The organism is Flavobacterium antarcticum DSM 19726, from assembly GCF_000419685.1.
GTDB classification, from domain to species: domain Bacteria; phylum Bacteroidota; class Bacteroidia; order Flavobacteriales; family Flavobacteriaceae; genus Flavobacterium; species Flavobacterium antarcticum.
In genome coordinates this window covers 59,974-73,119 of sequence record NZ_ATTM01000002.1, presented here as the reverse complement: position 1 = coordinate 73,119, position 13,146 = coordinate 59,974, and the positions used below count along the sequence as shown (strand labels likewise).

At 34.8% G+C, this 13,146-nt stretch carries 12 protein-coding genes and 3 tRNA genes; 13 read left to right on the top strand and 2 right to left on the bottom strand.

Annotated features, from left to right (window positions below; genetic code table 11):
* Positions 1 to 49 precede the first annotated feature (49 nt).
* Genes tsaD through YWA_RS0103325 form a run of 6 tightly spaced genes read left to right on the top strand, consistent with a single transcriptional unit; the run spans position 50 to position 5,275 of the window.
* A complete protein-coding gene (tsaD, locus tag YWA_RS0103350; RefSeq protein ID WP_022827079.1) occupies positions 50 to 1,072 on the top strand; it encodes a tRNA (adenosine(37)-N6)-threonylcarbamoyltransferase complex transferase subunit TsaD in 1,023 nt (340 codons plus the stop codon).
* Positions 1,073 to 1,074: 2 nt separating this feature from the next.
* Positions 1,075 to 1,785, top strand: a complete 711-nt coding sequence (locus tag YWA_RS0103345; RefSeq protein WP_022827078.1) for a 16S rRNA (uracil(1498)-N(3))-methyltransferase — start codon at positions 1,075 to 1,077, stop codon at positions 1,783 to 1,785.
* Positions 1,786 to 1,788: 3 nt separating this feature from the next.
* A complete protein-coding gene (locus YWA_RS0103340) occupies positions 1,789 to 2,427 on the top strand; it encodes a DUF4159 domain-containing protein (protein ID WP_022827077.1) in 639 nt (212 codons plus the stop codon).
* A gap of 1 nt (position 2,428) precedes the next feature.
* The gene (locus YWA_RS0103335) at positions 2,429 to 3,520 is read left to right on the top strand and encodes an AI-2E family transporter (protein ID WP_026718545.1); all 1,092 of its coding nucleotides are present in this window, start codon (positions 2,429 to 2,431) and stop codon (positions 3,518 to 3,520) included.
* Between the two features lies 1 nt (position 3,521).
* Positions 3,522 to 4,706 (top strand): class I SAM-dependent methyltransferase, encoded by a 1,185-nt coding sequence (locus YWA_RS0103330; RefSeq protein WP_022827075.1) that lies wholly within the window; start codon positions 3,522 to 3,524, stop codon positions 4,704 to 4,706.
* Positions 4,703 to 5,275 (top strand): hypothetical protein, encoded by a 573-nt coding sequence (locus tag YWA_RS0103325; protein WP_022827074.1) that lies wholly within the window; start codon positions 4,703 to 4,705, stop codon positions 5,273 to 5,275. Before YWA_RS0103330 ends, YWA_RS0103325 begins: the two co-directional genes overlap by 4 nt.
* Here YWA_RS0103325 and YWA_RS0103320 read toward each other — a convergent pair.
* The gene (locus tag YWA_RS0103320; RefSeq protein ID WP_040472095.1) at positions 5,272 to 5,910 is read right to left on the bottom strand and encodes a M15 family metallopeptidase; all 639 of its coding nucleotides are present in this window, start codon (positions 5,908 to 5,910) and stop codon (positions 5,272 to 5,274) included. The genes YWA_RS0103325 and YWA_RS0103320 overlap by 4 nt on opposite strands.
* 227 nt (positions 5,911 to 6,137) lie before the next feature.
* On the opposite strand from YWA_RS0103320, the gene YWA_RS0103315 reads away from it, so the two are divergent.
* The 5 genes from YWA_RS0103315 to YWA_RS14570 all read left to right on the top strand — a co-directional run bounded on the left by YWA_RS0103315 (position 6,138) and on the right by YWA_RS14570 (position 7,833).
* A tRNA-Ser gene (locus YWA_RS0103315) sits at positions 6,138 to 6,224 on the top strand.
* A 12-nt stretch (positions 6,225 to 6,236) separates the two neighbouring features.
* A tRNA-Pro gene (locus YWA_RS0103310) sits at positions 6,237 to 6,311 on the top strand.
* 29 nt (positions 6,312 to 6,340) lie between these two features.
* Positions 6,341 to 6,414: transfer RNA gene (locus YWA_RS0103305), tRNA-Arg, on the top strand.
* Between the two features lie 218 nt (positions 6,415 to 6,632).
* Positions 6,633 to 7,610: a c-type heme family protein gene (locus YWA_RS0103300; RefSeq protein ID WP_022827072.1), complete on the top strand. Its 978-nt coding sequence runs from the start codon at positions 6,633 to 6,635 to the stop codon at positions 7,608 to 7,610.
* Position 7,611: 1 nt separating this feature from the next.
* Entirely contained in the window at positions 7,612 to 7,833 is a 222-nt protein-coding gene (locus YWA_RS14570; RefSeq protein ID WP_022827071.1) for a hypothetical protein, read from the top strand.
* Here the strand turns inward: YWA_RS14570 and YWA_RS0103290 are convergent.
* The gene (locus YWA_RS0103290) at positions 7,830 to 8,591 is read right to left on the bottom strand and encodes an XRE family transcriptional regulator (protein WP_022827070.1); all 762 of its coding nucleotides are present in this window, start codon (positions 8,589 to 8,591) and stop codon (positions 7,830 to 7,832) included. The genes YWA_RS14570 and YWA_RS0103290 overlap by 4 nt on opposite strands.
* A 99-nt stretch (positions 8,592 to 8,690) precedes the next feature.
* Here YWA_RS0103290 and dinB point away from each other — a divergent pair, with 99 nt between their 5' ends.
* Positions 8,691 to 9,872 carry a DNA polymerase IV gene (gene dinB, locus YWA_RS0103285; protein WP_022827069.1) on the top strand — a complete coding sequence of 394 codons (1,182 nt, stop codon included), beginning with the start codon at positions 8,691 to 8,693 and terminating at the stop codon, positions 9,870 to 9,872.
* Positions 9,873 to 10,009: 137 nt separating this feature from the next.
* Complete coding sequence (locus YWA_RS0103280; RefSeq protein ID WP_022827068.1) at positions 10,010 to 13,066, top strand: DNA polymerase III subunit alpha; 3,057 nt, start codon at positions 10,010 to 10,012, stop codon at positions 13,064 to 13,066.
* Positions 13,067 to 13,146: the final 80 nt, after the last annotated feature.

Below are 13,146 nucleotides of genomic sequence, written 5' to 3'. Positions count from 1 at the left end.
TTTTTTCTAACGTTACAACCGATTCTAACTCAAAATTCATGCCTTTTATATGACGATTTCGCCTGTTTTTATACTTGCAATTGAAAGTTCGTGTGATGATACTGCAGCAGCCATTTTGCAAAACGATAAAGTCTTATCTAATGTAGTTGCTAATCAGTTGATTCACAACGAATATGGAGGTGTAGTTCCTGAACTTGCTTCCCGAGCCCATCAGCAAAATATTGTTCCCGTTATTGATGCTGCTTTAAAAAAGGCAAACATCGAAAAGGATCAACTTTCAGCGATTGCATTTACGCAAGGACCTGGCTTAATGGGTTCACTTTTAGTAGGAAGTTCCTTTGCAAAATCACTTTCAATGGCATTAGAAATTCCGTTGATTGCTGTAAATCATATGCATGCTCATATTTTGGCTCATTTTATTGCAGAAGAAGGTTTTGAAAAACCCACTTTTCCATTTTTAGCCTTAACAATTTCTGGAGGTCATACGCAAATTGTGGTCGTTCGTGATTTTTTTGAAATGGAAATTATTGGAGAAACTACGGACGATGCGGTTGGGGAAGCATTTGATAAAAGCGCTAAAATTTTAGGATTGCCATATCCAGGAGGCCCATTAATTGACAAATATGCCCAATTGGGAAATCAAAAAGCGTTTGCTTTTACAAAACCACGAGTGCCTGGATTGGACTTTAGTTTTTCAGGGTTGAAAACGGCTATTTTATATTTCATTCAGAAAAAAGTTGCTGAAAATCCTAATTTCATTGAAGAAAACAGAGACGACGTTTGTGCTTCAATTCAACATACAATTGTTGAAATTTTAATGGACAAATTGAAGTTGGCTGTGAAAGAAACAGGTATTAATCAAATCGCAATTGGAGGTGGCGTTTCCGCTAATTCAGGCATTCGAAAAACGCTAAAAGAAGCCGAACAAAAATATGGTTGGAAGACATTTATTCCTAAATTTGAATACACTACTGATAATGCTGCAATGATTGGAATTGTAGGTTATCAAAAATATTTACACGAAAAATTCGAAGACACATCAGTGGTTTCTAAAGCCCGAATACAATTTTAATTATGCAATTATTTTACAATCCCGCTCTTACAGAAACCACAGAAAACTTTACTTTTGACCGTGAAGAAAGCAAACACATTGTTAAAGTTTTACGTAAACAAGAAGGTGATATTTTACACGTTACAAATGGTTTAGGATTTATTTTTACTGTTCAAATTGTCATTGGTATGGATACAAAATGTCAAGTGAGAATTATTTCGGCAGAAAGGCAAAAAACTTTAGATTACAAATTGCATCTTGCGGTTGCACCCACAAAAATGAACGACCGTTACGAATGGTTTTTAGAAAAGGCAACTGAAATTGGCGTGACAAGCATCACTCCAATTATTTGTGACCGTTCCGAAAAAAAACACATTAAAAGTGACCGTTTTGAAAAAATAATTCAGTCGGCTGCAAAACAGTCTTTGCAGAGTTACTGTCCTCTTTTGAACGACGCAATTTCATTAAAAGAATTTATAAAAAACAATTCTAAAAACGGAACGTTACTTATCGCTCATTGTGAAGAAACAGCTAAAAAATCGTTGAAAAGTATACTTAAAAAAGGAGACGAAATCACACTTTTAATTGGACCAGAAGGTGATTTTTCTGATAATGAAATTAAGTTGGCCATTGAAAACGGTTACATTCCTGTGACGTTAGGCGACACAAGATTGCGAACAGAAACGGCTGCGATTGTTGGTTGTCACAGTGTAGCTTTTGTAAATCAAGATTAAATTATGAAGAAAATAGTTGTGTTTTTTTTATTATTTCCAACGCTATTTTTTGCGCAAGAAATCGCTTTGTTAAAATACAATGGTGGTGGCGATTGGTATGCAAATCCAACATCTTTACCCAATCTAATTAAATTTTGCAATCAAACCATTAACACAAAAATTAAAGCAAAGCCCGCTACTGTAATGCCTGATAGTCCTGATTTGTTTAACTATCCGTTCCTTCACATGACTGGACATGGAAACGTAGTTTTTAGCGAAAGTGATGTGAAAAATTTAGAGGATTATTTAAAATCAGGCGGATTTCTGCACATTGACGACAATTACGGAATGGACCAATATATTCGGAAGGAAATTAAAAAATTATTTCCAAATGACGTTTTAACTGAAATTCCAGCTTCGCATATTATTTTTCAAAAACCAAATTCTTTTCCAAGTGGTTTACCAAAAATCCACGAACACGATGGAAAAAGAGCACAAGCATTTGGAATATTTATCAAAAATCGTTTAGTTTTACTGTACACCTACGAATCGGATTTAGGAGACGGTTGGGAAGATGAAGAAGTGAACAATGACCCATTTGAAGTCCGACAGAAAGCATTAAAAATGGGTGCGAATATTATTAATTACATTTTTACAAATTAGTATGATGAATTCAAAAATAATTGGAAACGGAATTGTTCGTGGCGTCCTTATTCTAGCAGGAATTGTCTTGTTATTGTATGTTTTATACTTGATACAATCAGTTCTTATTTACCTTGTTGTTTCGCTAATTTTAACTTTAATTGGTATTCCAATCATTGCATTTTTACGCAAGCGATTGAAATTTAATAATATTTTCGCAACGATAACCACCTTACTCGTTTTTGTCTTGATCATTGCCGGATTTGTGATGATGTTCATTCCTTTAGTTTTGAATCAAGGTCAAAATTTGTCTATTTTGAATATTCAAAGTATTGAAACAACGATTACGAATTTAACAGATCAAGTTACTGTTTTTTTAGACGGCCATGGAATGGATTCTTCGAAAATTTTAAAACCTTCAAACTTGACTTCACAGCTGAATTTAAACTTTATTCCGAATTTTCTAAACAGTATTTTAGCAACCGTGAGTAGTTTTGGAATGGGATTAGCTTCGGTTTTATTCATTACTTTTTTCTTTTTGAAAGACCGCCTACTGTTTACTCGAATGTCAAAATCTATTTTACCCGAAGAACATTCAGACCGGATTATACACTCGTTAGATAAAATCAATCATTTACTTTCTCGTTATTTTATTGGGTTACTGCTGCAGCTTTTTATTGTATTTATACTTTACTTAATTGTGTTACTCATTTTTGGAATTGACAATGCTTTTGTAATTGCCTTTTTATGTGCGGTATTGAATATTATCCCCTACATCGGACCCTTAATTGCCTCGGTTTTAGCTGCTATTTTAACAATGATTAATAATTTAGGAGGTGATTTTCAAACGGAGATATTACCTACTACGATTTACGTGATGATTGGTTTTTGGATTGTCCAAGTCATTGACAACAACGTTTCGCAACCGTTTATTTTTTCAAACAGTGTAAATTCTCATCCATTAGAAATATTTTTAGTCATTCTAATTGCGGGATTTTTGTTTGGAATTATGGGAATGATAATTGCCGTTCCTTTATACACTATTTTAAAAGTGGTAGGAAAAGAGTTTCTGCCGGATAACAAAATTGTACAAATACTGACTAAAAACATCTGATTTGTTCGACTCTATTTTACAAAAAGAAGTACAAGATTTTATAAATTCAAATCTTTTTTCAGATATCCAAAAATTGGCATTGAAGAAAAATCCTTTTCCTAATTTGGACTATAAAATGTTGTTAAACCAAATCGTATCTAAAGGGAAATCAAAGGAAAAACTACCTACATGGTTTACAACCGATGGAATCATTTATCCCGAAAAAATATCTATCGAACAAACTTCCTCTGAAAAAACTGCTCAATATAAAGCAACACTTGTATCAGGTGCTCGATTAGTCGACTTAACAGGTGGCTTTGGAATTGATGATTATTATTTTTCAAAGAAAATAGAAAAAGTTATTCATTGCGAAATCAATGCCGACTTATCATCTGTAACCAAACATAACTTTAAACAGCTTGGCGCTACAAATATCGAATGCAGTTCAGGTGACAGTTTTGATTTTTTAAAAAATACTGCAGACAACTACGATTGGATTTACATTGACCCTTCGCGGAGAAGTTCCGAAAAAGGAAAGGTTTTTCTACTCGCTGATTGTTTGCCCAACGTTCCTGAACTTTTAGATTTTTATTTTGAAAAAGCAAATCGCATTTTAATCAAAACCGCACCAATTTTAGATATTTCTTCTGCTTTGAGGGAGCTAAAGTTTGTAAAAACGATACATATTGTTGCTGTCGATAATGAAGTGAAAGAATTGCTTTTTGAACTTGAAAGAAATTATACAGAAAGAATTTCAATTAAAACGATTGATTTCGGTAAAACCACAACCAGATTTGATACTTTTTTATCAGAACAAACGCCTAATTTACAATTTGGTTTACCCCAAAAATATTTGTACGAGCCCAATAGTGCCGTCATGAAATCAGGAAGTTTCGAGTTGATAAGCAGCCGATTTTCGTTGGAAAAATTACATCCTCACTCCCATTTATATACTTCTGATGCGTTGATTGATTTTCCAGGAAGAGTATTTCAAATTGAAGCTAATTTCGCTTACAATAAAGAAAATTTAAAGCACTATCTTCAAAATCAAAAGTGCAATATAACCACGCGTAATTTCCCTGAAACCGTTGAAAACATTCGAAAAAAGTGGAAAATCAAAGATGGAGGAAATCAATACACCTTTTTTACGACCGATATTAATAATCAGAAAATAGTATTACTTTGCACAAAAATTCAACAAACATGAGAATCGTTATTTTAGTTTTAAGTTTATTTATTGGATTGCAAACTTTTGCACAAAAAGATTGCGAATATACGACTGAGGTCAATGACAGCATCGGAACTTATAGAGAAACGAAATCCTATTTGATGCATGAAAAAGTATTTGGAGGAAATGCAACGTACTTGTTTTTTTCACTTGCAAATGAAAATGGAACGCCGTTTTTACAAGTACAGAAAATTGAAAAAAGTACTGACTTCATCCCAACAAGTTGTTTTGACCGCCAATCAAAAATATACATACAGTTATTAAATGGAAAAATTATTACCTTAATATATCAAGACCAAGAGACTTGTGCAAATCTAATTCAATTGCAAAATGACCCAATTAGTAGTAGAATTATTACGGGAAATTTTCTGTTTTTAAAAGGAACAATTGACGATTTAAAAAGTTCTCCAATATGGGAAATCAGAATTCGATATGCAACAGGAACTGCTGATTTCGCTATAAAAAAAGAATTAGTTTCAGAATTAATGAACGAAACTTTTGCTCCTGAAACCTATTTCATGAAGTACTTACATTGCGTAACCGATTAATTACAATCCCAATTAAAATTAGATACTTTATCGGCTAAAGCGTCCGAAAAATCGTAGTGCCACCATTCCGATTCTAACGCTTTAAATCCATTTTCCTCCATTATTTTGCGAAGGAATTTTCGGTTATTTATAATTTTTTTATTCAATTTTTTATAGGAATGCGAAGCTTCTTTTCCAAAGAAATCGAAATCGGTTCCAAAATCGATTTCATTTCCTTCTAAATCTACCAAAGCTATATCGACCGCTCCTCCTCTATTGTGAATGGAACCTTTGGCAGGATTAGCCACATACGACGGGTTTGGAACGATTTTCCACATTCTTTTTTGAATGGAAAGCGGTCGGTAACAATCAAATATTTTAATAGTATATCCAAGCTTTTGAAAAGACTCGTTTACAGCAATTAGTGCTTTTACCGTTTTCAGTCTTAAATAACATTCGGCACAATCATATACTTTCGCTTTTAGAAAATTATCTTCTGTAGCGTACCTCATATCATAGATAAAATCATTGCTATAATCCTTCAAGTTTACAAAAGTAGAATCTGAAGTATTCGTTTTGGTTTCTTGTCCAAACGCAAAATTTGAGCTGAAGAAAATTACAAAAAACAGAAATAGTAACGACTTAAACACTTTCATAAGATGGTCTCTAAAAAAATAAATATACGATAATTGTACTAATTTCAACATAGAAACAGAAATGTTAATGGATTGGCCAAAATTTACTCCAATAGTAGTTCGTTGATACATAGATAATTTGCATAAAGGACGAAAATATTTTTTAAAAATCATCGTTTTTAGTTGTGAAATAGATAATGTTACCTTACATTTGCAACCGCTTAAAACAAGTACGTTCATTGAGTGTTGGAGAGTTGCCTGAGTGGCCGAAAGGACTTGTTTGCTAAACAAGCGTATGGGAAACTGTACCAAGGGTTCGAATCCCTTACTCTCCGCTTTTTGCCTCTCGGGGTGTAGCGTAGCCCGGTTATCGCGCCTGCTTTGGGAGCAGGAGGTCGCAGGTTCGAATCCTGCCACCCCGACATTTAAGTTTTTACATTTATTGTAAATTGGAGATATAGCTCAGCTGGATAGAGCACCTGCCTTCTAAGCAGGCGGTCGAAGGTTCGAATCCTTCTATCTTCACAAAAAGCCTTATAATCGTATGATTATGAGGCTTTTCTGTTTTAAATTAATGTATTGTCTAAAACTGTTTTTTACAATTTATTTAACCTTGTTATCTTCTTTTTTAAATTTTCTACACTATTAAATTTTAGAATAACACGTTATCCCATTTGTTTGTAACATTAGTTACGTTGTTTCAAGATTATAGTAAGTATTTTTGAATAAAATATAATACTCCTATGAAATATTTTATCTTCTTAATCGCATTCATCACATTATTCAGCTGTCAGAAAAAAAATACGGATTACAGTGAAATTTCTGAAAATGATGTCACTACTTCAACCCATCCATTGGAAGGAAAAAAACTAATGGAAACCCATTGTTATTTATGCCACAGTCCAAATGCAGCTGAAGGTGAAGGCCGAGTTGCTCCTCCGATGGTTGCAATTAAAGCAAGATACATTGACAAAGAAGGTTACAATAAAGAAGAGTTTATAAAAAACTTTACTGCATTTGTAAAAAATCCTACAACTGAAAAAGCATTATTACGTGGTGCGGTAAAAAAACACGGGTTGATGCCAAAACAAGATTTTCCAGAAGGAAGTGTTGCGAAAATAGCTGCATATTTATTTGACTATCAAATTGAAGAACCAACTTGGTTTAAAGCCCATTGGGAATCACACGGAAATAAGGATTGGAAACAATCTGGAGCGAAATTAAAAGAAGTTTCTACAGAAAAAACGTATGCTGATATTGGTTTAGAATACGCTTTAGAAACAAAAAAAGTATTGGGTAAAAATTTGATGGGAACCATTCAGAAAAAAGGAACGATTGCTGCATTAGAATTTTGCAACATTCAAGCCATGCCTTTGACTGACAGCATGTCCGTTCATTATAATGCCACCATTAAACGCGTTTCAGACAAAAATAGAAACCCAAACAATAAAGCGAATTTTGAAGAATTATACTACATTAATTACTTCAAAAACTTAATCGCCGAAAAACAACAAATCCAGCCCGTTGCGTTAGAAAAACTAGATAAAATTCAATTTTATTATCCTATTGAAACCAACACTATGTGTTTACAATGCCACGGCACTCAAATTAAACCTGATGTTTCAAAACAAATTTTAAAATTATATCCAAAAGATTTAGCAGTCGGCTACGCAGAAAATGATGTGAGAGGAATTTGGAGTATCACTTTTCAAAAAAAATAAAATGACAAAAAGAGCCTATATTATTACGGGAATTGGAATTATAGTTGGTCTAATCGCTGGATACTTGTATTACCAAGAAATTGGTTGTGTTACGGGAACTTGCGCCATTACTTCAAAGCCTATAAACAGCACTTTATATGGTGGTTTAATGGGCGGATTATTGTTTAATTTATTTGTTTCTAATCCAAAGAAAAAAGAGAAACAAAACGAACAGGATAATTAATTCACTTTCAAATTAATCAATTCTTTTTTCAATTCTAAAAACATTCCTTTTACGCTTTCTTCATCAATGGCTTCGGGTTTTTTATCTTCCCGTCCTATATGCGCTACGTATTCCCAAATCTCAATGATGTCCGACAATTTAATATCATACGGACTGTAAATAATATTATCGGGAACAACCGTTAACGAAGTTGGATTTTTACTTCCCAAACGTTTATACGTAATTCCTTCATTTACGGTAATTAAAATATACGTCCGTTCCGTACGAACTTCCCCCAAATTCTCTACATATTTACCAATCACAAAACTTTTATCGGTATGAGGCGGCATCGAATCTCCACTAATTGGGAATGCTCTGAATTTTCCATTGCCCAAAAAAGGCAACGCCATTTGTTCCAAACTTTCAATATATTCATAGTCGGCATATCCGGTCAAATAACCCGCTTGCGCTTTATGAGGAATTACTTCAATTAAATTATTCCCCAAACTATCCACCGTTATCGGAAGTACAATTCGGTTGTCTTCTAATTTTAGCAAATTGTCAATCGGTATTTTCCGAAGGTCAACAGTTAACAGTAAATCAATACTGATGTGGTAAAATTGCGAAATCACAATCAACGATTCGGCGGGCGGAATATTTTTGCCGTACTCGTATTTTTTGTAACGGTCGCAAGGCATCTTCATTCCATCAGCGGCTTGTTGTTGCGATAAATTTCGCTTTCCTCTCAAATATTTCAAATTATCAGCAATTGGCAGCATATGTTAAAGGGATTTTAAGTCACTACAAACATAATCAATTAAGGGATTTAAAAGTATAATTTTGCAAAATAATTTTCAAACCTACTTTTCCCAAACAGTATGAATCGTGCAATTGTCCACATGGATTTAGATACTTTTTTTGTCTCTTGCGTCAAACTTAAAAACCCACAATTAGAAGGAATGCCTTTGATTGTAGGCGGTGGTGACAGAGGTGTTGTAGCTTCGTGTTCATATGAAGCGCGGCGTTTTGGCGTTCGTTCGGCAATGCCAATTAAGATGGCGCTCCAACTTTGTCCACAAGCAAAAGTGATTAAAGGCGATATGGAATTGTTTTCCAATTTATCCAACACAGTTACGGAAATCATCGAAGAAAAAGCGCCTATTGTAGAAAAAGCAAGCATCGACGAGTTTTATCTGGACATAACCGGAATGGATAAATTTCACGGCTGTTACAAATGGACCAACGAGCTTTCGCAGAAGATTACCAAAGAAACCGGACTTCCCATTAGTTTTGCACTATCAGTCAATAAAACCGTCTCTAAAATCGCTACAGGCGAAGGAAAACCGAGAGGCAATCTTGAAGTTGTTCAAAATAATGTACAATCGTTTCTAAATCCGCTTTCCATTCGGAAAATACCTGGAATTGGTGACCAAAATTTTAAATCCTTATCGCAATTGGGAATTAGAAATATCGAAAATCTCTCGGGAATGCCTCAAGTGTACATGCAAGGTTTATTTGGGAAAATTGGACTTGAATTATGGAAAAAAGCCAACGGAATTGACAACACGCCCGTCCAACCTTATGTCGAACGAAAATCAATTTCTAAAGAACACACGTTTTTGCAAGACACAATTGATTTAGTCAAAGTAAAATTCTTGCTGATTAGCATGGTCGAACGACTCGCGTATCAGTTGCGACAAGAACAATGGCTTCCTTCTGTTGTGGTGGTGAAAATCAGGTACGCAAATTTTGATACAGAACCCAAACAATTGAAAATTCCGTACACTTCTTGCGACCATATTTTGATTAAATATGTGTTGGAATTGTTTGATAAATTATACAACCGACGAATGCGAATTCGGTTAATTGGCGTTCGTTTTAGTGGATTGGCACGCGGGACTTATCAAATCAATATGTTTGAAGATACCGTCGAAATGATGGCGTTGTATCAAGCAATGGACAAAATCAGAAATCGTTTTGGAGCGACTGCAGTAAGCCGTTGTGCAGGAACAAATTTGAAATCTAAAACAGAAGATATGGAGGAAAACGATAGTCTTTAAATGAAAAACTAATTGTCATAATTATTTAAAAATATGCTCGAAAAGTCGCAAAGTCGCAAAGAAAAACAACTTAAGCTTTGCGTCTTGGCGACTTTGCGAGACAAAAATAAATATTTGGAAAATAAAATAAAACAAAAATGTACCTCAATTGCCACTCTTTTCATTCCTTGCGTTACGGCACAATTCCACTTACGGATTTGGTCGAACAAGCACATTTGTGCGGAATTAAAGCAATGGCATTGACCGATATTAATACCGTAACGGGCATTTACGATTTTTTGAAACTGTGCGAAAAATTTCAAATAAAACCATTAGTTGGTATTGAATTTCGAACCGAAAACGACCTACTTTACATTGGCTTAGCCAAAAACCAAAATGGCATCGCAGAAATGAATCGGACAATTACGCAACATAATTTTGGAACAACTCCTCTCCTATCTCAAGCTCCTGTTTTTAAAAATGTATTCGTAATATATCCGTTAGAAAATTGTCCTAATGTTTTAGATGAAAATGAATTTATCGGCATTCGACCGGAAGAATTACCAAAATTATACAATCCAAAATGGAAGATTTTGATTACTAAAATGGTAATTTTACAACCTGTAACGTTTAGAAATAAGAGAGAATACAACTTACACAAAATACTTCGGGCAATTGAAAAAAACGTGATTGGTTCAAAATTGGCGGAAGCCGATTATTGCAAAACCACCGAAGTCATGATTCCGTTGGAGAATTTAATGCGAAAATTTGAAGATTATCCACAGATTATCAGCAACACTGAACGCATTATCGCCGAATGTAATTTTGAATACGATTTCAAAACGCCTAAAAACAAAAAATTCTACACGAAAGACCGAAAATCCGACATGGAATTGTTAACCAAATTGGCTTATGAAGGCTTAATTTGGCGTTACGGAACAAATAATGCTGTTGCGAAAGCAAGAGTCGAAAAAGAGTTAAAAGTAATTGGTGAATTAGAATTTAGCGGTTACTTTTTAATCACTTGGGACATCGTACAGTACAGCATGAGTCAAGGTTTTTTGCACATTGGTCGTGGAAGTGGCGCGAATAGTATCATCGCTTATTGCTTGAGAATTACCGACATTTGTCCTGTAGAATTGGACTTGTATTTTGAACGTTTTTTGAATTTAAATCGCAAATCACCACCTGATTTTGACATCGATTGGTCGTGGCAAGAACGCGACACAATTTTGAATTATATTTTCAATAAATATGGAGCCGAACATGTAGCTTTTTGCGGTACGAATGTGGAATTTAAATACCGTTCCATCTTTCGAGAAGTAGGAAAAGTATTCGGTTTGCCCAAAGAGGAATTGGATGCTTTGGCTAAAAATCCGATGAGTAAACATTCCTCAAATGCAGTGGTGGAACAAGTTCAAAAATACGGTTTGATGCTCGAAAAATATCCCAATCAACGAAGCATGCATTCTTGTGGAATCATCATTTCGGAAGAACCCATTACGAATTTTTCTGCTTTAGAAATGCCTCCAAAAGGGTTTCCCATTGTGCAATTTGACATGCATGTCGCGGAATCCATTGGTTTTGAAAAGTTCGATATTTTGAGTCAACGCGGAATTGGACACATTGACGACACAGTAAAATTAGTCCGAAAGAACCAAAATATTGACGTTGACATTCGCGATACTTCGATTTCGAAAGACGAAGCAAAATGCAACACATTTTTAAGTCAAGGCCGAACCATTGGTTGTTTCTACATCGAAAGTCCCGCCATGAGAGGTTTGTTACGACGCTTAAAATGTGATAATTATAAAGTTTTAGTTGCTGCTTCTTCGATTATTCGACCCGGAGTTGCTCAATCGGGAATGATGAAAGAGTATATTTTTAGACACAATCATCCAGACAAATTTGAATATTTTCACGACGTTTTTAAAGAACAATTAGGCGAAACCTACGGTATTATGGTGTATCAGGAAGACGTTATTAAAATTGCTTTGCATTATGCCGGCGTTCCCGCTTCGGATGGCGATATTTTAAGGCGTGCCATGAGTGGAAAAGGCCGTTCGAAAGAAGCGTTGCAAAAAGTAAAAGATAATTTCTTTGCGTGTTGTGCCGAAAAAGGACATCCGTTAGAATTGAGTCAGGAAATTTACCGGCAAATTGAATCTTTTGCGGGTTATTCGTTTTGCAAAGCACATTCGGCTTCGTATGCGGTGGAAAGTTACCAAAGTTTGTACTTGAAAGTCCACTACCCGATTGAGTTTATGACGGCTGTGATTAATAATTTTGGTGGTTTTTATCGAACGGAAGTTTACATTCACGAAGCGAAAATGTCAGGTGCGAAAATTCACAATCCGTGTGTGAATAGAAGCGACTTTCAAACTACAGTCAATGGTATCCATATTTATTTAGGCTTTCAACACCTGAAAAGTTTGGAGTCTAAAATCGCTTTATTGATTGCTAAAAATCGCGAAGAATTTGGTTTGTTCCAATCGATTGAAGAGTTCATACAACGCATTCCCATTGGTATAGAAACGATTCAAATACTGATTTTAATTGGTGCTTTTCGATTTACGGGAAAAGCAAAAAGTGAATTATTAGTCACGGCCCGAATGATTTTAGTCAATTTCAAACTACAAAATAGAAATTGGCTTTTGCTTCAAGAACCGGTTAAGGAATATAAAATGCCGATTCTTCCGCGGTCTGTTTTTGAAGATGCTTTTGATGAAATTGAATTGTTGTCGTTTGCGGTTTCTGTGACACCATTTAATTTGTTGCAAACGAGTTATCGAGGCGATGTGATGTCGAAAGATTTACTACACTACCACAAGAAAACGGTAAAGATGTTGGCTTACCTGATTTCGCGCAAACACGTTCCTACTAAAAAAGGCGACATGTTTTTTGGCACTTGGATTGACGTGGAAGGCAACTTTTTTGACACTGCTCATTTTGCCGATTGTTTGCAAAAATATCCGTTTCAAGGCGGCGGCTGTTATTTATTGTTGGGACAAGTGGAAGTCGATTATCATTTTCCCACGATAACCATTTCAAAAATGGCAAAAATGCCGTTTATTGCCGACCCACGATATGCAAGTACGGAGGAAAAACGATTTGAAACCCAACGCCAAATCAAGGAAGACGTAAGTATGACGCAACGAAAACCGTATCCTCAAGAACATGAAATTAATTTGCCACGGTATAAGATAAATGGTTAATAAAAAGAAAAGCTAACTATGCTAATTTTAAATTAAAAACATTGATTTTCAAATGTATGAACACTAACTTTATACTTATT